Origin of the sequence: Rhodococcus sp. IEGM 1330, from assembly GCF_033142445.1 — a bacterium.
In the GTDB taxonomy this organism is placed as follows: domain Bacteria; phylum Actinomycetota; class Actinomycetes; order Mycobacteriales; family Mycobacteriaceae; genus Rhodococcoides.
Window position 1 is genome coordinate 873,095 of record NZ_JAWLSB010000001.1, and the last position, 25,549, is coordinate 898,643.

Annotated in this window: 23 protein-coding genes; 18 read left to right on the plus strand and 5 right to left on the minus strand. The window is 64.9% G+C overall.

Features of this window, described 5'->3' with window-relative positions; translation table 11 throughout:
• Window positions 1-100: 100 nt before the first annotated feature.
• Window positions 101-355 carry a hypothetical protein gene (locus R4P57_RS04030; protein ID WP_032378219.1) on the minus strand — a complete coding sequence of 85 codons (255 nt, stop codon included), beginning with the start codon at window positions 353-355 and terminating at the stop codon, window positions 101-103.
• Between the two features lie 58 nt (window positions 356-413).
• On the opposite strand from R4P57_RS04030, the gene R4P57_RS04035 reads away from it, so the two are divergent.
• The 7 genes from R4P57_RS04035 (at window position 414) to R4P57_RS04065 (ending at window position 11,424) form a co-directional block, all read left to right on the plus strand.
• Window positions 414-944 (plus strand): DinB family protein, encoded by a 531-nt coding sequence (locus R4P57_RS04035; protein WP_317801539.1) that lies wholly within the window; start codon window positions 414-416, stop codon window positions 942-944.
• 99 nt (window positions 945-1,043) lie between these two features.
• Window positions 1,044-2,522 carry an aldehyde dehydrogenase family protein gene (locus R4P57_RS04040; protein WP_411742299.1) on the plus strand — a complete coding sequence of 493 codons (1,479 nt, stop codon included), beginning with the start codon at window positions 1,044-1,046 and terminating at the stop codon, window positions 2,520-2,522.
• Window positions 2,523-2,547: 25 nt separating this feature from the next.
• Entirely contained in the window at window positions 2,548-4,059 is a 1,512-nt protein-coding gene (locus R4P57_RS04045) for an APC family permease (RefSeq protein WP_317801541.1), read from the plus strand.
• A gap of 12 nt (window positions 4,060-4,071) precedes the next feature.
• Entirely contained in the window at window positions 4,072-5,619 is a 1,548-nt protein-coding gene (locus tag R4P57_RS04050; protein ID WP_317801542.1) for a GMC family oxidoreductase, read from the plus strand.
• A gap of 70 nt (window positions 5,620-5,689) precedes the next feature.
• Window positions 5,690-7,531, plus strand: coding sequence for a putative nucleotidyltransferase substrate binding domain-containing protein (locus tag R4P57_RS04055; protein WP_411742300.1), 1,842 nt, complete (start codon window positions 5,690-5,692; stop codon window positions 7,529-7,531).
• Window positions 7,532-7,555: 24 nt separating this feature from the next.
• Window positions 7,556-10,234: an MGH1-like glycoside hydrolase domain-containing protein gene (locus R4P57_RS04060; protein WP_317801544.1), complete on the plus strand. Its 2,679-nt coding sequence runs from the start codon at window positions 7,556-7,558 to the stop codon at window positions 10,232-10,234.
• An 83-nt stretch (window positions 10,235-10,317) separates the two neighbouring features.
• Window positions 10,318-11,424 carry an alcohol dehydrogenase catalytic domain-containing protein gene (locus R4P57_RS04065; protein ID WP_317801545.1) on the plus strand — a complete coding sequence of 369 codons (1,107 nt, stop codon included), beginning with the start codon at window positions 10,318-10,320 and terminating at the stop codon, window positions 11,422-11,424.
• 3 nt (window positions 11,425-11,427) lie between these two features.
• On the opposite strand, the gene R4P57_RS04070 is transcribed toward R4P57_RS04065, so the two are convergent.
• On the minus strand, window positions 11,428-12,216 hold the full coding sequence (locus tag R4P57_RS04070; protein ID WP_317801546.1) for an ABC transporter ATP-binding protein: 789 nt from the start codon (window positions 12,214-12,216) through the stop codon (window positions 11,428-11,430).
• A gap of 94 nt (window positions 12,217-12,310) precedes the next feature.
• Between R4P57_RS04070 and dapB the strand changes: the two genes are divergently transcribed.
• The 4 genes from dapB to R4P57_RS04090 are packed head-to-tail and all read left to right on the plus strand — an operon-like array spanning window position 12,311 to window position 14,920.
• Window positions 12,311-13,069 (plus strand): 4-hydroxy-tetrahydrodipicolinate reductase, encoded by a 759-nt coding sequence (gene dapB / locus R4P57_RS04075; RefSeq protein ID WP_317801547.1) that lies wholly within the window; start codon window positions 12,311-12,313, stop codon window positions 13,067-13,069.
• A 50-nt stretch (window positions 13,070-13,119) separates the two neighbouring features.
• The gene (locus R4P57_RS04080; RefSeq protein ID WP_317801709.1) at window positions 13,120-13,539 is read left to right on the plus strand and encodes a hypothetical protein; all 420 of its coding nucleotides are present in this window, start codon (window positions 13,120-13,122) and stop codon (window positions 13,537-13,539) included.
• A gap of 6 nt (window positions 13,540-13,545) precedes the next feature.
• Window positions 13,546-13,998: a flavodoxin family protein gene (locus R4P57_RS04085; RefSeq protein WP_121870072.1), complete on the plus strand. Its 453-nt coding sequence runs from the start codon at window positions 13,546-13,548 to the stop codon at window positions 13,996-13,998.
• A gap of 16 nt (window positions 13,999-14,014) precedes the next feature.
• On the plus strand, window positions 14,015-14,920 hold the full coding sequence (locus R4P57_RS04090) for an alpha/beta hydrolase (RefSeq protein WP_317801548.1): 906 nt from the start codon (window positions 14,015-14,017) through the stop codon (window positions 14,918-14,920).
• A gap of 1 nt (window position 14,921) precedes the next feature.
• On the opposite strand, the gene R4P57_RS04095 is transcribed toward R4P57_RS04090, so the two are convergent.
• Entirely contained in the window at window positions 14,922-15,365 is a 444-nt protein-coding gene (locus R4P57_RS04095) for a hypothetical protein (protein ID WP_317801549.1), read from the minus strand.
• 137 nt (window positions 15,366-15,502) lie between these two features.
• On the opposite strand from R4P57_RS04095, the gene R4P57_RS04100 reads away from it, so the two are divergent.
• The 3 genes from R4P57_RS04100 (at window position 15,503) to zwf (ending at window position 19,759) form a co-directional block, all read left to right on the plus strand.
• Window positions 15,503-16,864, plus strand: a complete 1,362-nt coding sequence (locus R4P57_RS04100) for an OFA family MFS transporter (RefSeq protein ID WP_317801550.1) — start codon at window positions 15,503-15,505, stop codon at window positions 16,862-16,864.
• A 148-nt stretch (window positions 16,865-17,012) separates the two neighbouring features.
• Entirely contained in the window at window positions 17,013-18,221 is a 1,209-nt protein-coding gene (locus R4P57_RS04105) for a winged helix-turn-helix domain-containing protein (protein WP_317801551.1), read from the plus strand.
• Window positions 18,222-18,304: 83 nt separating this feature from the next.
• The gene (gene zwf / locus R4P57_RS04110) at window positions 18,305-19,759 is read left to right on the plus strand and encodes a glucose-6-phosphate dehydrogenase (RefSeq protein ID WP_317801552.1); all 1,455 of its coding nucleotides are present in this window, start codon (window positions 18,305-18,307) and stop codon (window positions 19,757-19,759) included.
• A gap of 5 nt (window positions 19,760-19,764) precedes the next feature.
• On the opposite strand, the gene R4P57_RS04115 is transcribed toward zwf, so the two are convergent.
• Window positions 19,765-20,244, minus strand: a complete 480-nt coding sequence (locus R4P57_RS04115) for a hypothetical protein (protein WP_317801553.1) — start codon at window positions 20,242-20,244, stop codon at window positions 19,765-19,767.
• A 140-nt stretch (window positions 20,245-20,384) separates the two neighbouring features.
• On the opposite strand from R4P57_RS04115, the gene thyX reads away from it, so the two are divergent.
• The 3 genes from thyX (at window position 20,385) to R4P57_RS04130 (ending at window position 24,008) form a co-directional block, all read left to right on the plus strand.
• On the plus strand, window positions 20,385-21,137 hold the full coding sequence (gene thyX, locus R4P57_RS04120; RefSeq protein WP_317801710.1) for an FAD-dependent thymidylate synthase: 753 nt from the start codon (window positions 20,385-20,387) through the stop codon (window positions 21,135-21,137).
• A 100-nt stretch (window positions 21,138-21,237) separates the two neighbouring features.
• A complete protein-coding gene (gene dapA / locus R4P57_RS04125) occupies window positions 21,238-22,146 on the plus strand; it encodes a 4-hydroxy-tetrahydrodipicolinate synthase (RefSeq protein WP_032377140.1) in 909 nt (302 codons plus the stop codon).
• Window positions 22,143-24,008, plus strand: coding sequence for a ribonuclease J (locus tag R4P57_RS04130; protein WP_317801554.1), 1,866 nt, complete (start codon window positions 22,143-22,145; stop codon window positions 24,006-24,008). The genes dapA and R4P57_RS04130 overlap by 4 nt, the downstream gene beginning before the upstream one ends.
• Before the next feature lie 31 nt (window positions 24,009-24,039).
• Here R4P57_RS04130 and R4P57_RS04135 read toward each other — a convergent pair whose 3' ends face one another.
• The gene (locus tag R4P57_RS04135; protein ID WP_037189530.1) at window positions 24,040-24,819 is read right to left on the minus strand and encodes a sulfite exporter TauE/SafE family protein; all 780 of its coding nucleotides are present in this window, start codon (window positions 24,817-24,819) and stop codon (window positions 24,040-24,042) included.
• Between the two features lie 96 nt (window positions 24,820-24,915).
• Here R4P57_RS04135 and R4P57_RS04140 point away from each other — a divergent pair, with 96 nt between their 5' ends.
• A complete protein-coding gene (locus tag R4P57_RS04140; RefSeq protein WP_317801555.1) occupies window positions 24,916-25,539 on the plus strand; it encodes a TIGR03085 family metal-binding protein in 624 nt (207 codons plus the stop codon).
• Window positions 25,540-25,549 lie beyond the last annotated feature (10 nt).

Genomic DNA, 25,549 nt, shown 5'->3' on the forward strand with positions numbered 1-25,549 from the left:
GGTTTCCGCCACCCTAGCTCAGTTCGGTGCCAGTGTGACTGGTGTGAGCAGAGTTGTTCGAGTTACACGAATGTACTTCTGAGCAGGGACTCTGCTGACGTCACAGAGTGACGGGGGCGCGTCCGCGATCGGCGGGCTCGATGGTCACCTCGGCATCGGGAAGGAAAACCCGCTCGGTCGTCGTCGTGCCGTCGACGCCATCGGTCACCGTCACCGCCACGCTCTCGGCAACCTGGCCCGCGCTTTCGATGAACCCGGTCGCGACACCCTCCTCTATGAGCAGATGATCACCCACCAGGAGAAGAAGCTCGTCCGCCGTCACCGTTCGTCTGCCGCCCACATCTTCGATAGTCATGAATCCCACCGTAATGCGCTGCGCTGCACAGTGCCGTCGCATGTTCGACAATCGCAGCATGACCGACAGGCGAAAGACATGGACAGCGCCCACACCGGAACCGGTCGACGGTCCACTCCTCGGCGACGAGCGGCCGATTCTCGAAGGAATGCTGCAATGGCATCGAGCGACGCTGCTCAACGTCTGCGCAGGCGCGAATTCGGAGCAGCTGGCACGACGTCCGTTCCCGTCCTCGACGCTCTCGCTGCTCGGACTCGTTCGTCATCTCGCCAAGGTCGAACGCATCTGGTTCCGAGAGCGATTGGGCTCGATGTCGTTCGACCCGATGTACGACGCGGCGTTGGGTAAGGACTCCGACTTTCTGGGAGCAACCGAGGCCGGGGCCCAAGCCGACGTCGCGCGATTCTCCGCCGAGTGCGTGGCCTCGGACGAGATTGCGGGCCGACACTCGTTGGACGACCTGGTCGACTCCCGAGGTGGGCCGATGTCGCTGCGGACGGTCTACGTGCACATGATCGGTGAATATGCCCGACACAACGGACACGCGGACATCATCCGCGAGCAGATCGATGGAGTCATCGGCCGCTGAGGGCATAGCGTAGACACACGACCCGACCCCCATACGGAATAAGGTGTTTCAGTGACCGACTCCGATGCAGTATTCGACCCGACCTCGCTACGGCCGTCGTTGTACGTCGACGGGCAGTGGCAGGGATCCGGTGACGGCGGAACCCGAGACATCGTGAACCCCGCGGACGGCAGCACGGTTGCCGTCGTGGACGAGGCCACGCCGGACGACGCTCTGCGCGCGGTGGCCTCGGCGCGGACGGCGTTCGACGACGGGCCGTGGCGCTCGGTGACGGTGGGTGAGCGCAGCGATCTGCTGAACCGCATCGCAGATCTGCTCCAGAGGGACAAGGCCGAGCTCGCGCGTATCGAGACTCTCGATACCGGAAAAACGTTCGGCGAGAGTGAAATCGACATCGACGACGTGACGTCGGTCTTCCGCTTCTACGCCGATCTTGCAGTGGTGCAGGCCGATCGTCTGATCGACGTCGACCGACCGGAAATCCTCAGCCGCGTGGTGCACGAGCCGATCGGCGTCTGCGTCATGATCGCACCGTGGAACTATCCGCTGCTGCAGATCTCGTGGAAGATCGCCCCGGCCTTGGCGGCCGGCTGCACGATGGTGCTCAAGCCGAGCGAGGTGACTCCGCTCAGCACCATCGCGTTCACCAAACTCGTGGAGGAAGCCGGAGTGCCGGCGGGCGTGGTCAATCTGCTGCAGGGCAGTGGCGCGGTCCTCGGGGATGCACTCACCAGGAACGCAGACGTCGATTTCATCTCCTTCACCGGTGGGCTGGCGACAGGTAGACACATCCTGGCCGCGGCCGCCGAGAACGTCACCAAGGTTGCCGTCGAGCTCGGTGGCAAGAACCCGCACATCGTCTTCGCCGACGCGGTAGCCGACGATCAGGCGTTCGCCGATTCGGTCGACAACGTTCTGACCGGAGTGTTTCTGCACTCGGGCCAGGTGTGTTCGGCCGGTACTCGCCTGATCATCGAGGAGTCCGTGGCCGACAGGTTCGTCGCTGCTGTGGCCGAGCGCGCGAAGACCATCGTGATCGGGCCGGGCATGAACCCGGCCAGCGAGACCGGACCTCTGGTGTCACGGGCACAGCGCGAGAAGATCGAAGGCTTCGTCGCGGGCGGTATCGCAGAAGGTGCGAAGCTGGTCATCGGTGGAACGAAGCCGGAAGATTCCGCTCTGGACGAGGGCAGCTACTTTCTACCCACGATTTTCGACCATTGCGATCGGTCGATGAATATCGTGCAGGAGGAGACATTCGGGCCCATACTCACTGTGGAGCGTTTCGACACCGAGGCCGAAGCGCTCCTGTTGGGCAACGATACGAATTACGGTCTCGCCGCGGGAGTTCGGACATCCGACGCCGCACGAGGCGAACGAATGGTACGTGGGCTTCGCCATGGCACGGTGTGGCTCAACGACTTCGGCGTCTACACCGCGGCCGCAGAATGGGGCGGCTTCAAGCAGTCCGGCAACGGCCGGGAGCTCGGACCGTCCGGAATGTCCGAATATCAAGAGGCGAAGCATATTTGGCACAACACCTCACCCACGGCGGCGGGGTGGTTCGGCACCCGATAGCGAAGAGATCGGAAAGGCCAGGCGCATGGCACTATTGAACGACAGTTCGAGCGGAATGGACGACTTCGGCTACAAGGAGTCACTCGATCGAAGTCTCGGCAAATTCGCCAGCTTCGCCGCTGGCGTCAGCTACATCTCCATTCTCACCGGTACGTTTCAGCTCTTCTATTTCGGATTCGGCGCAGCCGGACCGGCGTATCTGTGGTCGTGGCCTGCGGTCTTCGTCGGTCAGCTCTGCGTGGCGCTGTGCTTCATGGAATTGGCCGCGAAGTATCCGGTAGCGGGATCGGTGTACAACTGGGCAAAGCTGTTGGGCCGCAGAATTGTCGGATGGTCTGCGGGCTGGTTGATGCTGACGGCCTCGATCGTGACGCTGTCCGCCGTGGCGCTCGCATTGCAGCTGAACCTGCCCCGCATCTGGAGCGGATTCCAGATCATCGGTGACGGTTCCGGTGCCAGCGATTTCGCGGCCAACGCGGTGTTGCTCGGTGCGATCCTGATCGCCATCACCACCACGATCAATGCGCTCGGGGTCCGGCTGATGGCGATGATCAACAGCGCAGGAGTGTTCATCGAGCTCATCGCCGCCGTGTTGATCGCAATTCTGCTCGCGGCCAACATCAACCGCGGCCCCGAGGTGTTCTTCTCCACCAACGGCTACGGTGCCGGTGAGAGCGGCGGCTACCTCGGAGCCTTCCTGGTGGCGTCGTTGGCGTCGGGCTACGTGATGTACGGGTTCGACACTGCAAGCTCGCTCGGCGAGGAAACCGTCGAACCCCGGCGTACCGCGCCGAAGGCCATCCTGCGCGCCATCCTCGCGTCGTTCGTCATCGGTGGAGCCATCCTGGTGTTCGCCGTCATGGCCGCGCCCGATCTGGACGATCCGTCGCTCGGCAGCCCGGACGGTAGCTTGCAGTCCATCGTCGAAGCGGTGATGTGGGGCCCACTGGGCACCGTCTTCCTCATCTGCATCGTCATCGCCGTCTTCGTCTGCTCGTTGGCAGTGCACACCGCAGCGATCCGGCTGACGTTCGCCATGGCGCGGGACAACGCGTTGCCCTTCGGCGAGAGCCTGGCCAAGGTGAATCCGAAGACCCAGACCCCGGTGGTGCCCGCGGTGACCATCGGCGTGCTGGCCATCGTCATTCTCGTCGTCAACATCGGTCAGCCGCAGATCTTCACGGTCCTCACCTCGATCGCGATCATCATGATCTACCTCGCGTATCTGATGGTCACCGGGCCGCTGCTGGTCAAACGCATCAAGGGGCAATGGCCGCCGGAAGACCTGAAGCCCGGCGGTTACTTCACGATGGGCAAGTGGGGCCTGCCGATCAACATCGCGGCAGTGGTGTGGGGCGCAGCGATGGCGATCAACCTCGCCTGGCCGCGCGAGGCCGTATACGGAACCCCCTGGTACAACACGTTCGGTGCGTTCGTCTACATCGGCGGCATCCTGGGCGTCGGCCTGCTGTGGTACGCAGTCAAGGGACGCAAGCACATCGGCACTCTGAAATCACATGCCTCCACGGGCGACTAGAAGGAGCGTGCAGTGACAGACACCCAGTTCGATTACGTCGTCGCAGGTGGCGGGACGGCGGGGTGCGTCCTCGCTGCACGGCTGAGCGAGGACCCCTCCGTCAGTGTCTGCCTCGTCGAAGCAGGGCCGACCGACGTCGGCGACAAGGCAATTCTCGAACTGGTGGAGTGGATGCATCTGCTCGACTCCGGCTACGACTGGGACTATCCCGTCGAACCGCAGGAGCGCGGCAACAGCTTCATGCGGCACGCCCGAGCGAAAGTGCTCGGTGGCTGCTCCTCGCACAATTCCTGCATCGCCTTTCACCCGCCGGCGGAAACCCTCGACGATTGGGCGGCTGCGGGAGCGACGGGGTGGGGCGCGTCGGACATCCTGCCGTTCGTCGCGCGCGTGGAGAACAACGACACCGGCCGTGGACACGACGGCCCCGTGCGGCTTCGCGACGTGCCGCCGAACGATCCGTGCGGTGCGGCAGTGCTCGAATCAGCCGCCGGGATAGGTCTTCCCACGGTCGCATTCAACCGCGGAACGACGGTACTCAACGGTGCCGGCTGGTTCCAGATCAATGCGGGTGAGGACGGCTCGCGTATGTCCACCTCGCACGCCTACCTGCACCCGATCATCGGCACGCGCCCGAACCTGGAGGTGCGCACGGACTGCTGGATCAGCGAGATTCTGATCGACGAATCGCTGACCGCGACCGGAGTGCGGTACCAACGGCCCGATCTCACCGGACATGACACCGTGTCTGCGCGGCGCGAGGTGATCGTGACTGCCGGGGCCATCGACACGCCGAAGTTGTTGATGCTCTCCGGAATCGGACCGGCGGCTCAGCTGCGCGAGATGGGAATCACGGTGCGGGTCGACTCGCCCGGTGTGGGTGAGAACCTCGACGACCACGTCGAAGGGCTGGTGTTCTGGGAGGCGAGCAAGCCGATGGTCACCACGTCCTCGCAATGGTGGGAGATCGGAGTGTTCGCGCAGACCGACGACTCGCTGAACTACCCGGACATCATGATGCATTACGGCAGCGTGCCGTTCGACATGAACACCCTGCGATGGGGTTACCCGACCACCGACAATGGGTTCTGCTTGACTCCGAACGTCACGCAGGGGCGGTCTCGAGGCACTGTTCGTCTGCGCAGCAGAGACTTTCGCGACCGTGCCAAAGTGGACCCGCGCTATTTCACCGACGCCGACGGCCACGACGACGCGGTGATGCTCGCCGGTCTGAAGCTGGCTCGCGCGATCGCCGCAGACGGTCCACTCTCGGGATGGATCGAACGCGAACTCGCCCCCGGACCGGACGCCGTCACCGACGACGACCTGCTCGACTACGTGCACAAGACCCACAACACGGTCTATCACCCGGCAGGCACGGCGCGGATGGGATCGGTGGACGACACCATGGCCGTGCTGGATCCCGAGTTGCGCGTCAAGGGCATCTCGCACCTGCGCGTGGTCGACGCGTCGGCGATGCCGAAGCTTCCGTACGTCAATCCCAACATCACGGTGATGACCATGGCGGAGAAATGCGCCGACCTGATCCGTGGCGGATAGACCGGAGCTGGCCGATTTTCTCGGCGCGCATCCACCGTTTCAGGGCGCGCCACCGGCTGTCCTGGCCGAAATGGCCGCAGCTGCCGTCGAACGCGAGTACGGCGGTGGGGCATGGGTCGTCGACCCTCCACGTACCGACGTCTCGGCAGATGCCGACACCGTGTGGGTGGTGCGCACCGGGCGCGTGGTGATCACGCACCCGGACGCGACCTCTCCCACAGAGGTGCCGATCGACACCATCGGTCCCGGTGGAGTCTTCGGGTTCTCGGCTCTGCTGTCTGGCGGAACCGTCGAGTTCCGGGCGCGGGCAACGGAACCGAGCATCGTGATTCGATTGCCGGGTGAGCTGATTCGACCGTTGTTCGCGACGCCGACCGGGCTGGCGTTCCTGGCCGACGCCGTCACCTCGGCCACCGCGAATCGCGGCGGGCCGGTCGAGGGTAGCGCCGGCCGCACTGTCGGTGAATTGCTCTCGGCGCCCCCGGTGTTCACGCCCGTCGGGACCACCGTTCGAGATGCCGTCCGGCACATGACCGAGCAGGGGAGCTCGTACGTCCTCGTGCCCCTGCGGGGTTCGCGGCACGGCATCTTCACCGACCGTGACCTCCGAATTCGTGTGGTGGCCGCAGGGATCGGCGTCGATACTCCGATCGAGAAGGTCATGACGTCGCCCGCCGAGACCGTCACGGCGGACCGGTTGGCCGGCACCGTGCTGATGGACATGCTCGAGCGAGGCCTGCGGCACATGCCGGTGGTGTCGACCCGCGGTGAGATACTCGGCGTCGTCGAGGATTCGGATCTGCATGCCGCATCGACCCGACGCAGTTTCGTGGTCCGCCGAGCTGTGGCATCGGCATCGACCTCCGCCGAACTCGCCGACGCAGGCAGGCTCGTGCCGCGCCTGGTGGTGGATCTGTTCAAGGGCGGAACCGATGCGATGGCGGTCAGCGGGATCCTCTCCGTCGTGGTCGACAGCCTCGTCCGCCGGGCCGTCGAGATCGAATGGACCGCACGTCCGGACGTGCCGCGTGACCACTTCGCCTGGATCACTCTCGGCAGTGTGGCGCGTCGAGAAGCCATGCCCTCTTCGGATGTCGACAGCGCATTGACCTGGGCGGACGCCACCGCGGACCCCCATGTGCGAGGGGAATCGAACGCCGTGCCGAGAACCCGCGACGAGGCGCTGATGGACTTGGCCGCTCGCGTGCACGTCAGCCTCGACGGTGCCGGGCTACCGTCGGACACCAACGGCGCGGTTGCGAGCTCGCCCCGATTCGCACGCTCGGCGGGTCAGTGGGAAAGCGCCGCGGCTCACTGGCTCAGCAACCCCTTCGGTGAGCGTGGCAATCCGGCAGAAGATTCCGGCCTGATCATGTCCTCGCTGATGATCGACGGCAGAGTGGTGTGGGGCCCGAGGGAACTGCACACCGTGCCCGAGGCCTACCGTCGACTCCTGGTCGATCACCCCGACGCATTGCGGTTGCAACTGCGTGATGCGCTCGCCGGCCGCGCCCGGTTGCGATCGCTGCGAGACGTGCTGGCTCGGCGAGGCGGGACGTTCGACCTCAAGGCCCATGCACTGACTCCCATCGTCAACCTCGCTCGGTGGGGTGGGTTGTCGGTCGGCATCTCCTCGTCCTCCACCCCCGCGCGGCTCGCGGCGGCGTCGGGCAACGGCATGCTTTCCGAACGCGACGTGGCCGCACTGACCGAGGTGTTCGCCCTGCTGCAGAGGCTCCGACTGTCGCATCAGATCGATCAGATCACAGCGGGCCACCGACCGGGTGACGTGCTGATCATGGCCGATCTGTCACCACTCGAACGGAGTCTGCTGACCGACGGCATCCGCGAGATCGCCGCGGTGCAGCGTCGCGTCGGGTATCTGGCGGCCAACGTCGGCGTGCATCGTTGAGCGCGAACGACCAGACTGTGTGCCGTGACCACCAATCCCGTGACCGTTCCCACCCCGTCCACCGTCGAACACAATCGGTTGGCAGAATCGCCCGGGGTCAGCGGCCCGTGGCGTCAGTGGGGCCCATACCTGGCGGGACGCCAGTGGGGCACAGTGCGCGAGGACTACTCCGAGGACGGCAATGCCTGGGCATCGTTCCCGTTCGATCAAGCGCACAAACGGGCATACCGCTGGGGCGAGGACGGTATCGGCGGAATCTGCGATCGCTTCGGGTTCCTGAACTTCTCGTTCGCACTGTGGAATCGAAAGGATCCGATCCTCAAGGAACGGTTGTTCGGTCTCGCCAACGAAGAGGGCAATCATGGCGAGGACGTCAAGGAGTACTTCTGGGCCGTCGACGGGACGCCGACGCACAGCTGGATGCAATGGCTCTACCGCTATCCGCACGCGGAGTATCCCTACGCCCACCTGCGGGAAGAAAATGCTCGACGCGGGCGTGACGACCGCGAGTACGAGCTGGCCGACACCGGCATCCTCGACGAGAACAGATTCTTCGACGTCCAGGTCACGTACGCCAAGGCCTCACCCGACGACATCTGCATCACCATCTCCATCACCAACCACGGCCCCGAGGCGGCGTCGGTCGACCTTCTGCCGCACTTGTGGCTGCGCAACACCTGGTCCTGGGGACGCGACGAGCGGGGCGGAACACTGGCGCAGCTGAGCCCGCCGGACCTCATGGCAGGTGGACTCGAAGCCATCGCCGTCGACCACGGTTTTCTCGGTCGCTACTACCTCAGTGCCGAAGGAACGCCGGCAGTTCTGTTCTGCGACAACGAAACCAATGCCGAAGCCCTGTGGGGGCAGGAGAACATCTCGGCCTACCCCAAGGACGGCATCGGCCGCCGGGTCGTCGACGGGGATCTCGACGCGGTCAACCCCGAGCAGACCGGCACGAAGGCTGCGTTCTGGTACCGCTTCGACGACATCGCCCCCGGTGCAACGGAATCGGTCCAACTGCGGTTGTCGCCCAACCGGCCGGACGAGCAGACGTTCGGGGCCGGATTCGATGCCGTCAACGTCGATCGCCGGGCCGAGGCCGACGAGTTCTACGGCGCCGTGATCGGTGCCGACCTCACCGACGTCGACCGGCACGTGGCGCGGCGCGCCTACGCCGGCTTGCTGTGGACCAAGCAGCTCTATCGATACGACGTCGAGGAGTGGATCGAGGGCGACAAGGTCGGAGCGCCGGCGCCGGACTCGAGGCAGGACCCGGGTGGGCGCAATGCGCACTGGCGCCACCTGGCGTTGGCCGATGTGATCTCGATGCCCGACGAGTGGGAGTACCCGTGGTTCGCCGCCTGGGACTTGGCCTTTCACGCGATTCCGTTGGCGCACGTGGACGCCGATTTCGCCAAGGAACAGTTGGTACTCATGTGCCGGGAATGGGCCATGCACCCCAACGGCCAACTGCCCGCCTACGAGTGGGAGTTCGGGGACGTCAACCCACCCGTGCACGCGTGGGCGGCGTGGCACGTCTATCGCATCGACGGCTACCGGGATCGCGAATTCCTGGTGCGGGTGTTCACCAAGCTGCTGCTCAACTTCGCCTGGTGGGTCAACCGCAAGGACTCCGAGGGCTCGAACATCTTCGAGGGTGGATTCCTCGGCATGGACAACATCGGCTTGTTCAACCGATCTGCACCGCTGCCTCCCGGCTTCCGGCTCGAGCAGTCCGACGCGACGAGTTGGATGGCGTTCTACTGCCAGCAGATGTTCAAGATCGCACTGGAACTCGCGCGGCACGACAGCGCCTGGGACGACGTCGCGACCAAGTTCTTCTCGCACTTCCTCTCGATCGCGAAGGCGGTCAATTCGTTCGGTTCTCGACACATTTCGCTGTGGCACGAGGAGGACGGCTTCTTCTACGACGTGCTCGTCCAGCCCGAGGGGGATGCGGTACCGATGCGGGTGCGGTCGATGGTGGGCCTACTCCCGATTCTCGGCGCGACCGAGATCCCGCCCTGGGTCGAGGAGGAATGCCCGGACCTCACCGCCCGCCTGCGCTGGATTCAGCGTCGACGACCGGAGATGGTCAGCCCGCTGCTGGCTCGGCGTGAGGGCGGCGAGGTGCGCATGCTGCTGACGCTCGTGCAGCCCGAGCGGCTCAAGCGCATCCTGGCCCGCATGTTCGACTCCGAGGAGTTTCTGTCGCACTTCGGGATTCGATCGCTCTCGGCCTCGTACCGCGAACCGGTCACGTTCGACGTGGACGGCCGTAGCCTGTCCATCGAATACGAGCCGGGCGAGTCGCGTACCGGAATGTTCGGCGGCAACTCCAACTGGCGCGGACCGGTGTGGTTCCCGGTGAACGTATTGCTGGCCGACAAGCTGCGTGCGTACGGCCGATACTACGGCGACTCGTTCACCATCGAGATCCCCACCGGCTCGGGCAACCATCGGACCCTCACCGACGCCGCCGATCTGATCGACAACGGTCTCGCCGGACTGTTCCGGCCGGTCGACGGCCGCAGGCCTGCGGACGGACAGCGCATCGAATCCAGCCTCGACCCACTGTGGAGCGAGCATCCCAGTTTCAACGAATACTTCGACGGAGACACCGGCGAGGGACTCGGGGCAACGCATCAAACCGGGTGGACTGCGTTGGTTGCGCACCTGCTCAGGCCGCGTCTGCCGCTCTGAGGGCCTGCGGCCCATGTGCGTGGAACTTCGTAGCCCACTACGAAGTTCCACGCACATGCGGCGGAGCCGCATAGTCTGGCGGGATGAAGATTCGCGGCGCAGTACTCGAAGAAATCGGCCGATCTCGTCCCTTCGCGGACTCACATCCCATCACGATCTCCGACCTCGAACTCGGCTCGCCGGGTGAGGGCGAACTGCTCATCAGAATCGAAGCGGCGGGGCTGTGTCACTCTGATCTGTCGGTGGTCGACGGCAATCGTGTTCGACCGGTTCCGATGCTGCTCGGCCACGAAGCTGCAGGACGCGTCGAGGAAGTCGGCACCGGTGTCGACGACATCACGGTCGGCACCCGCGTCGTCATGACATTCCTGCCACGATGCGGTGAGTGCGCCGGGTGCGCCACCGACGGCCAGATGCCCTGCGTCACCGGCAGTGCGTCGAACAATGCCGGGACACTGCTCGGCGGCGGCATCAAGTTGCACCGTGACGGGGAGGAGGTCAAGCATCACCTCGGAGTCTCCGGATTCGCCACACATGCTGTGGTGAGCCGAAAGTCCGTGGTTCCGGTCGAGGACGACATCCCGGCCGATATCGCAGCAGTCCTCGGGTGTGCGGTACTGACCGGTGGCGGCGCGGTGCTCAACGCCGGTACGCCGAAACCTGGGCAGTCGGTGATGGTGGTGGGTCTCGGCGGAGTCGGCATGGCCGCTGTTCTGACGGCCGTCTCGGTGGGTGCCGGTGAGGTGATCGGAGTCGACGGGGTTCCGGACAAGCTTTCCACCGCAACCGATCTGGGCGCAACGCAGGTATATTCGCCGGCCGAGCTCGCCGAGAAGGGCATCAAAGCCGATATCGTCATCGAGGCCGCTGGCAACGCCCGAGCCTTCGAAACTGCCGTCGCTGCAACGGCTCCCGGCGGCAAGACCATCACCGTCGGTCTCCCCGCACCCGACGCCCGCTCGTCCATCTCGCCGCTTGGCCTGGTGGCGGAGGCGCGCACGATCATCGGCAGCTACCTGGGCTCCGCTGTGCCGGCACGCGACATCCCGACCTACGCCCAGATGTGGCGTGAGGGGCGGCTTCCCGTCGAGAAGCTGATCTCGTCGAGAATAACGTTGGACGAGATCAACCGCGGCATGGACGAATTGGCCGACGGCAACGCGATCCGTCAGGTCATCGTCTTCGACTGAGCATCAGCGGTGGGACGCCGTGGCGACCCACCGGCCGCGTTGCTTCGAGATCTCGATGGGATGGTCGAAACACTCACTGATGTTGTCGGTGGTCAGCACTGCGTCCACGGCTCCCTGCGTCTGCACTTTTCCGTCGCGGATGAGCAGGGCGTGGGTGGTCGAGGTCGGGATTTCCTCGAGGTGATGAGTCACCAGAATGCTGGCCAAGGTCGGGTGTCCGGCGCGCAGCGAGTCGAGTGCACTCAGAAGTTGTTCGCGGGCAGCGAGATCGAGCCCGGTGGCAGGCTCGTCCAGCAACAGCAGCGCCGGGTCGGGAAGTAGAGCGCGGGCGATGAGTGCTCGGCCTCGCTCGCCCTGCGAGAGTGTGTGCCACGACGCGTCGAGTCGATGGGCGACACCGAGGGACTCGACGAGCCGGTGAGCCCGGGCGGTCTCGCTGTCGGTGGCCGACCATCTCGGGATCAAATCGGGGGTGTTGGTCAGTCCGGTCAATACGACCTGGAGCAACGTCAGCGGAGCCTCGACCTTCAGGCGGGGATCGACGTGGCCGATGTGCGTCCGCAATTCGCGCATGTCCACCCGGCCGAGGCGATGACCCAGAACGTGCACGGAACCGTGCGTGGGATGAACGAGTGCGCCGAGCAAGCTGAGCAGGGTGGATTTGCCTGCGCCGTTGGCACCGAGCAACACCCAGTGTTCACCCTCCTCGACCCGCATCGTTGCATCGCTGAGCAGGTATCGGCCGCCGCGGACGAGATCGACTCGGTCGGCGAACAGGACGCTGGAGGTCACCGGACGACCGTAGCGGCCGGGGCGGACCGTGGAGAAGTAGGCTCTGAGGTCGGTACAACCGACAAGACGACGACGAAACGAGTGTGGGTACGACGTGAGTGCAACGGCACCTGTTCGAGTAGGGGTACTGGGGTCACGCGGCAAGGTCGGTCAGGCCATCTGTGCCGCCGTCGAGGCAGCCGACGATCTCGAGCTCGTGGCGACCGTCGACCAGGGCGATCCGCTGGCGAACTTCGTCGATGCGAATGCCCAGGTGGTCGTGGATTTCACCCATCCCGACGTGGTGATGGACAACCTGCAGTTCCTGATCGAGCAGGGCATCCATGCAGTGGTCGGCACCACCGGATTCGACGACCGGCGGCTCGAGCAGGTTCGCGAGTGGCTGGCGGGATCGCCGCAGACGGGTGTACTGATCGCGCCGAACTTCGCCATCGGCGCGGTGCTGTCGATGCGATTCGCCCAGCAGGCGGCCCGGTTCTTCGACTCCGTCGAGGTGATCGAACTGCACCACCCCAACAAGGCCGACGCGCCGTCGGGCACGGCGTATCGCACTGCCGCGCTGATCGCCGAGGCACGCGCCGCCGCAGGCACTCCGCCGAGCCCCGATGCGACGACGACCGAACTGGACGGCGCTCGTGGTGCCGACGTGGACGGAGTGCGCGTGCACTCGATCCGGCTCGCGGGACTCGTTGCGCATCAAGAGGTTCTGCTCGGCACGCAGGGGGAGACGCTGAGCATTCGGCACGACTCGCTCGATCGAACGTCCTTCGCGCCCGGAGTGCTTCTCGGAGTCCGCGAGATCGCCGGACGACCGGGGTTGACCGTCGGCCTCGATCCGCTGCTGGATCTGTGAGCTGATCGACCGTGAACAAAACGACAAAGGTCCTCGCCATCATCACGGTGATGGTGCTGGTCCTCGGCTTCTACTTCTTTCTGCTCGGCCAGCGCGGTGTGACGCTGATCCAGAACGGTGGCGTGGCAAGCATTGCGCTGGGGATCGGGGTCCTGCTGCTGCCGATACTCGGGTTGTGGATCGTGTGGGCGACCCTCAAAGCCGGCTTCGATCACCAGAGGCTGGCCTCGCGCATTCACGAGGAGGGCCTCGAACTCGATGTCGCGGATTTTCCGCGCAGGCCGTCGGGACGGATCGAACGTGATGCCGCAGACGAGTTGTTCCAACAGGTCAAGACCGAGTGGGAGAAGGATCCGGACAACTGGCGCAACTCCTACCGTCTGGCTCGTGCCTACGATTACGCCGGTGACCGTGGGCGGGCCCGCGAGACGATGAAGCGTGCCGTGGCACTCGAACGGAACGAGAACTGACCGTCGATGCCCCGCACCCTGCTGGTCGTTCATCACACCCCGAGCCCGCTCACTCGTGAGCTGCTCGAGGCAGTTCTCGATGGCGCACACGACCCCGAGATCACTGGTGTGGACGTGCGGAGTGTGCCTGCTCTCGGGGCGACGGTCCCGGATGTCCTCGGTGCCGACGGCTTCCTGTTCGGCACGCCGGCGAACTTCGGCTACATGAGCGGGGCGCTGAAACACTTCTTCGACACCGTCTACTACCCGTGCCTCGGTGCCGTGGCCGGAAAGCCCTACGCCGCTTGGGTTCACGGCAACGACGACACCGTGGGTGCCGGACGGGCGATCGAGAAGATCGCGTCGGGGTGGGGCCTGGAGAAAGTCTTCGGGACCGTGCACATTGCCGAGAGCGGCAAGCCCGCACGTGAACGCTGCTACGAACTCGGTGGAACCGTCGCGGCGGGACTGTCGATCTGACGGCTAGCGTGTGTCGATGGACGTAGACCGCTATGCCCGGTTCCTGCCCGAGCAGTATCGGCCGGTAGCAGGGGAGAGGCCCGAGTCGACGTACTGGATGTGGGGCGAGCAGCGCGTTCACATCGCCCGCGCTGCGCGGCCCGAGTCCAGGGTCCGCGTCATGGCCTTGCACGGTGCCGGGGGCTACTCCGGTCTGCTGTGGCCGTATGCCGCCATCGCCGCCCGAGAGGGCGTCGAGGTGATGTGCCCCGACCTTCCCCTCTACGGAGACACCGTCGTCTCGGACCCCGCGTCCGTTCGCTACCGCGACTGGATCGACCTGCTGTGCGAGCTCGTGGTCGCCGAGAAGTCCCGCGACGGTCGTCCTCTCGTACTGTTGGGCGCGAGCATGGGAGGCATGCTCGCGTACGAAGTCGCGCACCGAACGGGGCTGGTGGACAGGGTGATCACGACCTGTCTACTCGATCCGTCCGATCCGAGCGCTCGCCGTGCAGCGGCACGGTTCGACGTACTCGGCGGGCCGGCTCCACTGCTGCTTCGGATGCCGGCGGCTGTCGCAGGCCGAGTACGTATTCCGGTCAGGTGGATGGCCGACATGGCGAACATGAGCCTGAACGCGGAGCTGTCCGGTCTGTGCGCACGTGACCCCCGAGGCGGCGGGGTGCGTGTTCCGATCGGCTTCCTCGCGAGCTTCTTCGGCTACTCGCACACCCGACCCGAGAATTACGACGGTCCGCCGGTACTCCTGACCCACCCCGCCGACGACCGGTGGACGCCACCGGAGGTCAGTATCCGCTTCCTGGAACGCATTCGGGCCGACACCGAGATCGTGATGCTCGACGGGTGCGGTCACCTGCCCGTCGAGGAACCCGGGCTGACCCAGCTTGCCGACACCATGAGGTCCGTCCTGGGACGCTACTGACTCAGTCGGAATTCTCGGGGGAGTCCCGACGAAGGATGTCATCGGCCGGGATCGGTAGTGCAATCTCGAGGAGGCGCTCCGGCCAACTCGGATACGCGGGCCGAATCCACACTCGGTTGTCGTCGAGTTGCGTCATCAGCACCCGCCGCCACGGCCAATCGTCCTGCGGTGCAGACAGATCGGTCTCCGATTCCAGTGGCAAGGGAGCCTTCGTCCAGTGTGGAGCCGACAGCGATGCCAGACCGCGATCCTCGAGGTGGGCGATCGCGGTCTCGATCGGAACGCCCTGCGCAACGGTGATTCCGGCGGGATTGACGGCGTCGACCACATAGCCGTCGTCGTATTCGTCCTGTGCACTCGTGTCGTGGGCGACGGTCCACCCGATCACCTCGCCGTCGGAGGCTCGTCTCACCGGCAATCTGCTGCGCCACCGCTCGATATCCACTGCCTCGAGGATACGCGGGTCAGGAAAGTGAGTTCGGTGAAGAAAGTATTCCAGGTTGTGAGCGAGCAGAGCGGTGGCCGTGTTTGACTGCAGGGGATAGTGCAATTTTGTACCACATTCTATATCAAGGGATTTCGATGACCCTCCGCATTCTCGATCGCTCCGCCATCGTCGCGACACCCGAGTGGAGCCGCTGGTTGATACCCCCGGCTGCGCTGTCGATTCACCTCGCGATCGGGTCCGCCTACGCGTGGAGCGTGTTCAAGAACGCCATCTCGCAGCCCGACGCACTCGGGCTCAGCGGCACCGTCACCGCCATTCCGTTCCAGCTCGCCATCGTGATGCTCGGCCTGTCCGCGGCGATCTTCGGGACCCGCGTCGAGAAGAACGGCCCACGGTGGGCCATGGCGGTCTCGCTGGTGTTCTTCGTATCGGGACTGCTGATTTCCGCACTCGGCATGGCCCTGGGACAGTTCTGGCTGGTGATCTTCGGTTACGGATTCGTCGGCGGTATCGGACTCGGCATCGGCTACATCTCACCTGTCTCGACCTTGATGAAATGGTTCCCCGATCGGCCGGGCATGGCCACCGGTATCGCCATCATGGGATTCGGCGGCGGCGCACTGATCGCGTCTCCGCTCACCAGTCAGCTCATGGTGAACTTCGGCGGTTTCACCGACGGGTCCATCGCCAAGACGTTCCTCACGCTGGGCGTCGGATACGCGGTGTTCATGGCGCTGGGAGTCGTTCTGATCAGAGTGCCCGCCGAGGGATGGACGCCGGCCGGATGGACCCCGCCCGCGTCGTCGTCGATGATCTCGACGCACAACGTCTCGGCCGCGAACGCAGTGAAGACTCCGCAGTTCTGGCTGCTGTGGGTCGTGTTGTGCTTCAACGTCACTGCCGGAATCGGCATTCTCGAACGCGGATCGGGCATCTATCAGGACTTCTTTCCCGACGCCACCTCGCCCGAATCCCTCGCCGCTGCGGCCGCAGGCTTCGTCGCGTTCCTCTCCCTGACCAACATGATCGGACGGTTCGTCTGGTCTTCGGTATCCGATGTGGTGGGGCGCAAGAACATCTACCGGATGTACCTCGGTGTCGGCGCACTGCTGTACCTCTACATCGCCTTGTTCACGAACACCAACAAGATCCTGTTCATGGTCTCGGCCTTGCTGATTCTCTCGTTCTACGGTGCGGGTTTCGCGACGGTTCCGGCCTATCTCAAGGACCTCTTCGGTACGTATCAGGTGGGCGCGATCCACGGACGACTCCTCACCGCGTGGTCGGTGGCCGGCGTCCTGGGGCCGCTGATCGTCAACGCCATCGCCGACGCCGGAGAGCCCGGAACCACCGGCCGATACCTGCCGGCGTTCTACGTGATGATCGGACTTCTGGTGGTCGGCTTCCTCGCGAACGAAGCGATCAAGCCGGTCGCCTCGAAGTACCACGAATCCGATCACGCGGGTTCTGCAGCCCCTACAGGAGTGAAGGCATGAGCGGCGGACAGAAGCAGGTCACGATGGCAGTCGCATGGGCGTGGGTTGCCGTGCCGTTCGCCTACGGACTGTACGAATTGATCCTCAAGGCGGCGAACCTGTTCAGCACCTGAGTCGATGTGTCGGTGGGCCGTGACAGGCTGATCCGATGCAGGAGATGAGTGCCGCCGCCGCTCGTCGCACCGCCCTGGCCGCCCAAGGGCTGGCATCGAGGCGGTCGCGTACTCGGCCGGCGAGCAAGGCCGCGGTTCACGCAGCCATCGACACCACCGGGTTGCTGCAGATCGATTCGGTGTCGGTGGTGGTGCGCGCGCACTACGCACCGGTGTTCAGCCGCGTCGGTGGCTACGACCGCACGATCGTCGACGACGCCGCATGGACCGACACTGCGCGTCGGCCTCGTCGATTGGTCGAGTACTGGGCTCACGAGGCCGCACTACTGCCCGTGGAGGACTGGTCGCTGATGCGGTGGCGGATGGAGCTGTATCGACACGGGCGGTGGGGCGGAGCTGCCCACATTCTCGATCGCGAACCGACGCTCGTCGACGACGTTCTCGCGGTGATCGGCGACAACGGTGCGGCCAGCGCGGGCGAGATCGAGAAGCACCTCGAGGTGGACACACCCGGTCGCAAGGGGCCGTGGTGGGATCGCAGCGATGTCAAGGTCGTCTGCGAACAGCTGTTCGCGGCAGGCGTGGTGACCGTGCCGGCACGGACGGGATTCGTACGCCGGTACGAGCTCAGCGAACGGGTGATCCCGGAGGACGTTCTGCACAGGCGCGTCGAAGAACCGGACGCGATACGTGCACTGGTCGAAAAGTCCTCTCGGGCACTGGGAGTCGCTACCGAGCCGGATCTGAGAGACTACTACCGACTCTCGCAGAAGCAGGCCAAGGCAGCGATCGGCGAACTGGTCGAGGACGGCTCGGTCGAACAGGTGACCGTCCGAGGCTGGAACGCACCGGCATACCTGCACCGCGAGGCCAGAACACCGCGAACGACCACCGCTGCCGCACTGCTCTGTCCGTTCGATCCGATGATCTTCTATCGTCCGCGGGTGCAGCGAATCTTCGACTTCCACTACCGCATCGAGATCTACACCCCGCAGCACAAGCGAATTCACGGCTACTACGTCTTTCCCTTTCTGCTCGACGGGCATCTGGTGGCCCGACTCGATCTCAAGGCAGTGCGAGCGCAGTCCGAACTGCACGTGATCGCGGCCTACGTCGAAGGCGACCGCAACGCCGGTGACATCGCGCCTCGACTACGAGAGGTACTGCGGGAGATGGCGGACTGGCTCGAACTCGAACGCGTGGTGGTGGGGGACCGGGGAGACCTCGTCGCCGCATTGCGTTGATTCTGTCGGTGAGTCGACTCCTGTCGGCCGGGTCGAATCCTGCCGAAGTGCACTCGGGCAGGATCGGTGCCACTATTCGAACCGTGACTTCACGCCGGACGGACACCGCCACGGAACTCCCACCCCAGGTCGTCGTCCTGTTCGGGGCGACAGGAGACCTGGCCAAACGAAAACTGCTGTCCGGGATGATGCATCTGGCGCTGTCGGATCTCGCGCCGAACATCCGCGTCGTCGGCACCTCACTCGAAGAGATGTCGACCGACGAATTCCGCGCTCTCGCTCGCGAATCGATCAACACCTACTCGAGTCGCAAAGTCGGCGACGAGCAATGGAGTCATTTCGCCTCGCGACTGACCTACGTGTCGCAGAAGGCAGGACCGGCGGCGCTGGGGGAGGCCGTGGCCGAGGCCGAGATCGAACTCGGAGGCAGCGCCAAACGGCTGCACTACCTGTCCGTTCCGCCGAGAGCTGCTCTCGCAGTGGTGGATACGCTCGCATCGGCAGATCTGGTGAAGCGCTCCCGGATCATCATGGAGAAGCCGTTCGGCACCGACCTCGAGAGCGCGATCGCGCTGAACGCTCGGGTTCACGAAACGTTCGACGAGGATCAGATCTTCCGGATCGATCACTTTCTCGGCAAGGAACCCGCGCAGAACATCCTGGCCTTCCGCTTCGCCAACGGGTTGTTCGAGCCGATCTGGAATCGAAACTTCATCGATCACGTCCAGATCGACATCCCGGAGAAGCTCGCCCTTGACGGACGAGCCGGATTCTACGAATCCACCGGTGCGTACAAGGACATGGTGGTCACCCACCTGTTCCAGGTGCTGGCATTCATGGCGATGGAACCGCCGACGGCGCTCGAACCCCGCGCCATCAGCGAGGAGAAGAACAAGGTCTTTCGATCCATGATGCCCCTGGATCCGAAAAACGTTGTGCGAGGGCAGTACACGGGCTATCGCTCGGAGGAGGGGGTGGCTGCCGATTCCGACACCGACACCTTCGTCGCGCTCAAGTGCGAGATCGACAACTGGCGCTGGGCCGGAGTGCCCTTCTACCTACGCAGTGGAAAACGCCTCGCCGAGGGGCAGCGCATCATTTCGATCGCCTTCAGGGAACCACCGAAGAGCATGTTCCCGGCCGGCTCGGGCGTGGGTGCGCAAGGTCCCGACCACCTGACCTTCGACCTTGCGGATGCCTCGAAGGTGTCACTGTCGTTCTACGGCAAGCGTCCCGGACCCGGTATGCGCCTGGACAAACTCAGCATGCAGTTCGCCATCCAGGAAACCGAGCGGGTCGGCGACGTCCTGGAAGCGTACGAACGGCTGATCCTCGACGCCATGTACGGCGACCACACGCTGTTCACCACGGCCGAGGGCATCGAGCGACTGTGGCAGGTGTCCGAGCCGCTGCTCGCCGACCCGCCTCCGGTCCGGCTGTACGCACCGGGGTCATGGGGTCCCAACGCAATCCATCAACTCATCGCCCCACACGCATGGCGGTTGCCGTTCGAGCGGGAGTGGCGCGAGAAGAAGTAGGCCGATCAGTTGTTCCAGCCGCGATCCTTGCGCATCTGATCGCGCAGTGCGCCCTGAACTGCTTGCGACAACCACGAATTGAGCGACACTCCGCTGTTGTTCGCGGCGTCCTCGGCACGTTCCTTGATCTGCTCGACCAGTCGCAGCGTCACCCGTCTGACCTCACCGGACACATCGTCCATGGTCGGGTAGTCCTCGGTGACGGGCTCCGCCGGATCGTCGTCGTGCAGACCGGGCACCGGGCTGTCGCGTCGAACATCGGCGTGCGCCTGCGTACCGTCGAGACGAACGGTGACCGTATGACCGTCCAGGTCGTTCGATACCTCTGCTGCGAAGTCCGACAGCGCCGTGAGCAGCATCAATCTGGCCGACGCCTCCGCAGTCTTGCCGAGTGCTTCGGCCGTCCGGCGGGTGTGCTCGTCTCCCAGAGCGGCCGCCGCGAGTAGATCCGTGCGTAGCGACGCGGTGTACTTGTCCAGTTCCATGACGCCAGTGTGACGTCATTGGTGACGTCGGTCAAGCAGCCCTGGTGGCGTCATGTGGCAGCACTGTGACGTCATCGTTCGCCGGGCATCGGTACCGCGTTTAGGGTTGTGCGGTGTCAGCAGAAAACGAAGGTAGAGCTGTGCCGCGGACGGTTGCGCTGAGAGTGCAACTGGTCGCCCGCACCGAGTTCGTTCCGCCCGTCGGCATTCCCTGGGAAACCGACGCGGACGGCGGGCAGGCGTTGGTCGAGTTCGCCGGTCGTGCCTGCTATCAGAGCTGGTCCAAGCCCAATCCACGGACCGCGACCAATGCGTCGTATCTGCGTCATCTGCTCGACGTCGGACACCTCTCGGTCCTCGAACACGCGAGCGTGAGTTTCTACATCACCGGAATCTCGCGATCGTGCACGCACGAGCTGATTCGGCACCGGCACTTCTCCTACTCGCAGCTCTCGCAGCGATTCGTTCCCGAGCACGACGCCAACGTGGTTCTTCCGCCGGCTGTCGAAGGCGATCCCGAGCTCGAGGCGCTGTTCGCGTCGGCGACCGAGGCGAGCCGGGCGGCCTACACCGAATTGCTCGGTGCACTCGAGGGAAAGCTCGAATCGGTCACCAACGCTGCCCTGCGGGGCAAACAGGCGCGGCAGGCGGCTCGGTCGGTGTTGCCGAATGCGACCGAGACGCGGGTGGTGGTGAGCGGAAACTACCGTGCATGGCGGCATTTCGTGTCCATGCGTGCCTCGGAGCATGCGGACGTGGAAATACGCCGTGTTGCCGTCGAATGTCTGCGTAAGCTCGTGGGAGTGGCTCCGGACGTGTTCGGCGACTTCGAGATCTCGACGCTGCCGGACGGCACGGAAGTGGCCCGCAGCCCGTTCGTGACCGAGGTCTGACGACGAGGTTCGGTTGCGGCGGAGACCGGGTATGCGTGGACGGTGTCGGCGGGGAGTCCCGCTGCGCGAGAGTGGGTAAAGCACCGGGTAATCTGCTGCCATGACCTACGGTGACGCCGCTCCTTCCGTTGCGCCAGTGTTCGGTACGGTGCTCACCGCCATGGTGACCCCGTTCACAGCGGACGGTAAGTTGGATATCGATGCGGGCGTTCGGCTGGCACATCATCTTGTCGAGCAGGGCAACGACGGATTGGTTCTGGCCGGCACGACGGGCGAATCGCCGACCACCACCGAGAACGAGAAGCTCGAACTGCTCCGCGCGGTGATCGCCGCGGTCGGTCATCGAGCTCGTATCATCGCCGGGGCCGGCAGCAACGACACCGCGCACAGCGTCGAACTCGCTCGTGACGCCGCCCGCGCAGGCGCGCACGGTCTCCTGGTCGTCACCCCGTACTACTCCCGGCCACCGCAGGCCGGTTTGTACGCGCACTTCACCGCGGTCGCGAACGCCACCGACCTGCCCGTGATGCTCTACGACATTCCGCCGCGGTCGGTCGTTCCGATCGAGACCGAGACATTGCGTCGGCTCGCCGAGCATCCACGGATCCTCGCGGTCAAGGACGCCAAGGGCGATCTGAACGCCGGTGCCGAACTGATCGCGTCGACCGGATTGCAGTTCTACTCCGGCGACGACCCGCTGAACCTGCCCTGGCTCTCGGTCGGTGCAACCGGCTTCGTCAGCGTCATCGGCCACCTCGTTCCGGCTCGTCTCCGTGAGCTGCACACCGCGTTCATGATGGGCGACATCGCGCGTGCACAGGCGATCAACGTCAGCCTCATCCCGGTCATTCGTTCGGTCGCGCGCCTCGGCGGCGTCAGCGCATCGAAAGCAGGCCTTCGCCTCATCGGAATCGATGTCGGCGAACCACGACTTCCCCAGGTGCCACCGAGCATCGACCACATCGAATTGCTTGCAGCAGAGCTGCGGGCGGCAGGAGTTCTTGTATGACACGACCGAACAGATCGCGCGGACGCGCAACCCGAAACGCCGGACCTCCCTCCGAGCGTCCGGCCCCGAAGCAGGGCCAACCGGCAGGAGCCCGGCAGGGCAAGCCGGTGGTGCAGAACTCGGCGCGCACTCAGCGTCCCGACAAGCGTCGTGAATTCGACCCGACGGAGCGCCTCGGCACACCGCCGAAGGCCCCGTTCAAAGGCCTGCGAGTGGTCGCACTCGGTGGTATCGGCGAAATCGGTCGCAACATGACGGTGTTCGAGCACCAGGGCAAGATGCTGATCATCGACTGCGGCGTGCTCTTTCCCGAGGATCAGCAGCCGGGTGTCGACCTGATCTTGCCCGACTTCCGGCACATCGAGAACCGCATGGCCGACGTCGAGGCAGTGGTCCTGACGCACGGTCACGAGGACCACATCGGAGCTGTCCCGTTCCTGCTTCGTCTGCGCCCTGACCTGCCCGTCGTCGGATCCAAGTTCACCCTCGCGCTCGTCGCGGCCAAGTGCCGTGAGCATCGGTTGCGTCCGAACCTCGTCGAGGTCATCGAAGGCCAGCACACGCAGCACGGCCCGTTCGACTGCGAGTACTTCGCGGTGAACCACTCGATTCCCGATGCGCTTGCCATTGCCATCAGGACCGATGCCGGTCTGGTGCTGCACACGGGTGACATCAAGCTCGATCAGCTGCCGCTCGACGGTCGCCTGACCGACCTGGCCGGCTTCTCGCGGCTCGGCGACGAGGGCGTCGACCTCTTTCTGGTCGACTCCACCAATGCCGAGGTGCCCGGATTCGTCACCCCGGAACGTGAGATCGGCGGCGTGCTCGACACCGTCATCGGTAAGGCGAAGCAGCGCGTCATCGTCGCGTCGTTCGCCAGTCACGTGCACCGCATCCAGCAGGTCATCGACGTCGCCGAGCGGTACAACCGTCGCGTGGCATTCGTCGGCCGGTCGATGGTCCGCAACATGCAGATCGCTCAGGACCTCGGCTACCTGCGTGTGCCCGACGGTCTCGAGGTCAATGTCGACACTGCTGCAACGCTTCCCGACGACCGGTTGGTACTCATCTCCACCGGTTCGCAGGGCGAGCCGTTGTCGGCGCTGTCCCGGATGGCTCGCGGCGAGCACCGCCAGATCAACGTCAAGGCGAACGATCTCGTGGTGCTGGCGTCCTCGCTCATCCCCGGCAACGAGAACTCGGTGTTCGCTGTGGTCAACGGCCTCGCCAAGCGTGGAGCCACCGTCGTGACGCAGCAGAATGCGAAGGTTCACGTCTCGGGCCACGCCTCGGCGGGTGAGCTGCTGTACCTCTACAACGCGGTACGGCCCACCAATGCCATGCCGGTGCACGGCGAGTGGCGTCATCTGCGTGCCAACGCCGCTCTGGCCAAGGCGACGGGTGTCCCCGAGGACCGTGTGGTGCTGGCCGAGGACGGCGTGGTGGTCGACATGGTCGACGGTCTCGCCGAGATCGTCGGACAGGTGCCCGTGGGGCATGTCTACGTCGACGGCCTCTCGGTCGGTGACGTCGGCGATTCGACGCTGTCCGATCGACTCGTACTGGGCGAAGGCGGATTCATCGCGATCAGCGTCGCCGTCGATTCGGCCACCGGACGTGCGGTGACCGCACCCGAGGTGTCCGGTCGCGGATTCTCCGACGATCCGGCCGCACTCAAGGAAGCCGGTCAACTCGTCGAGTCGGAGTTGCAGCGTCTGGCGTCCGACGGCGTGTCCGATACGCACCGCATCGCGCAGGCCGTGCGCCGTGTCGTCGGTCGGTGGGTGGCGGACAAGTATCGCCGCAAGCCGATGATCGTTCCGACCATCATCGCGGTGAAGCCGCAACCGCAGTCGAACTAGGCGCGCCCGCAGCCGAACTGGACGCGATCGTCTAGACGAGCAGTCGCCAGAGTCCGATCAGACCGAGAACGACGATGGCACCACGCAGGGCCGCCGGCGAGAGCCGGCGGCCGTAGCGTGCTCCGACGGCCCCACCGATCAGGGAGCCGACCGCGATCAGTCCGGCGGCCTGCCAGCTGATGTCGTCGAATCGAAAGATCGTGTACGTCACCGCAGCAACGACATTGACGACCAGTGACAACAGATTCTTGGCCGCGTTCATCCGCTGCATGGTTTCGGGGAGCAGTGCCCCCATGACTCCGATGAGCAGAATGCCTTGTGCGGCAGTGAAATAGCCGCCGTAGATGCCGACCAGCAGAGTGCCTCCGGTGACCAATGCCATCCGGGTACGGCTGATGTGATTCGCGGCCTTGCCCGCGGCTTCCGATCGCCGCTTGGCCCAGGCCTGGATTCTCGGTTGTGCGACAACGAGAATCAGCGCGCCGATGAGCAACACCGGAACCACTGCGGCGAACACCGTTTCGGGTAGATGCAGCAGCAGCCAGGCCCCGCCGAGCGCTCCGAAGAACGAGGCGGGCAACTGCCACCGCAGTCGATGCCACTGTCCGCGCAGCTCTCGGCGATAACCCCACGTGCCCGAGACGCTTCCCGCGACCAGTCCCACAGCATTGGACATGGTGGCGACCACCGGGGGATAGCCGAATGCGACCAACGTCGGAAACGTGATCAGCGTCCCGGAACCGACGACGGCGTTGATGGCTCCGGCTCCGAGACCGGCGAGCAGGATGACGAGAATTTCCGATACCGGCACTGTGGGGAGGCTACCGACGCCTCGGCTGCATCGAACATCGGGGAGTGTGGGGCCGGCGGGATGCCGTCGGTTCGCTCGGGACGTACCGTGGGCTGTGTGAGCCTTGCCCAGGATGAACGTTCTCAACTGGTCCAGACCCTTCTCGACGTGGGTCCCGATGCGCCGACGCTGTGCGGTGAGTGGACAGCGGCCGATCTGGCGGCGCATCTCGTCGTCCGAGAGCGACGCCTGGACGCCTCGCCGGGCATATTTCTTTCTCCGCTCGCGGGGTACACGGAGCGGGTCCAGCGATCCGTGGCGAACAAGCCGTTCGCGACCGTGGTGGAGGACGTACGAACGGGGCCGCCCATCTGGTCGCCGTTCGCACTGCTGGATCCGTTGATCAATCTCGGTGAGATGTTCGTTCATCACGAGGATCTGCGCCGTGCAGGCGAGAGTTGGACTCGGCGCGTGTTGCCCACCGCGGTGGAGACCCGGCTCTGGCCGCAGGTTCGTCTGGTGGGTAAGGGCGGACACCGCTCCTCACCCGTGCCGGTCCACGTGCGCACGCCCGATGGCCGACGGGCCACGTTCAAGGGCGGGTCGGGCCCCGGGGTGACCGTGGTGGGGGAGCCGTCGGAACTGCTTCTCTACGCGTTCGGACGTGACCAGATCGAGGTGCTGTACGAGGGTTCGGCAGACGACGTCGCGGCCGTGAAGGCGCTCGATCTGAGCTTCTGACACATTCACG

What these genes read in the sequence shown, in the direction of transcription:
- R4P57_RS04115 (WP_317801553.1), bottom strand. Translation starts at nt 20,244, where the DNA reads ATGGAACTGGACAAGTACACCGCGTCGCTACGCACGGATCTACTCGCG.
- R4P57_RS04100 (WP_317801550.1), top strand. Translation starts at nt 15,503, where the DNA reads ATGACCCTCCGCATTCTCGATCGCTCCGCCATCGTCGCGACACCCGAG.
- R4P57_RS04105 (WP_317801551.1), top strand. Translation starts at nt 17,013, where the DNA reads ATGCAGGAGATGAGTGCCGCCGCCGCTCGTCGCACCGCCCTGGCCGCC.
- R4P57_RS04090 (WP_317801548.1), top strand. Translation starts at nt 14,015, where the DNA reads ATGGACGTAGACCGCTATGCCCGGTTCCTGCCCGAGCAGTATCGGCCG.
- R4P57_RS04035 (WP_317801539.1), top strand. Translation starts at nt 414, where the DNA reads ATGACCGACAGGCGAAAGACATGGACAGCGCCCACACCGGAACCGGTC.
- R4P57_RS04030 (WP_032378219.1), bottom strand. Translation starts at nt 355, where the DNA reads ATGACTATCGAAGATGTGGGCGGCAGACGAACGGTGACGGCGGACGAG.
- R4P57_RS04130 (WP_317801554.1), top strand. Translation starts at nt 22,143, where the DNA reads ATGACACGACCGAACAGATCGCGCGGACGCGCAACCCGAAACGCCGGA.
- R4P57_RS04055 (WP_411742300.1), top strand. Translation starts at nt 5,690, where the DNA reads ATGGCCGCAGCTGCCGTCGAACGCGAGTACGGCGGTGGGGCATGGGTC.
- R4P57_RS04065 (WP_317801545.1), top strand. Translation starts at nt 10,318, where the DNA reads ATGAAGATTCGCGGCGCAGTACTCGAAGAAATCGGCCGATCTCGTCCC.
- R4P57_RS04080 (WP_317801709.1), top strand. Translation starts at nt 13,120, where the DNA reads ATGGTGCTGGTCCTCGGCTTCTACTTCTTTCTGCTCGGCCAGCGCGGT.
- R4P57_RS04045 (WP_317801541.1), top strand. Translation starts at nt 2,548, where the DNA reads ATGGCACTATTGAACGACAGTTCGAGCGGAATGGACGACTTCGGCTAC.
- dapA (WP_032377140.1), top strand. Translation starts at nt 21,238, where the DNA reads ATGACCTACGGTGACGCCGCTCCTTCCGTTGCGCCAGTGTTCGGTACG.
- R4P57_RS04085 (WP_121870072.1), top strand. Translation starts at nt 13,546, where the DNA reads ATGCCCCGCACCCTGCTGGTCGTTCATCACACCCCGAGCCCGCTCACT.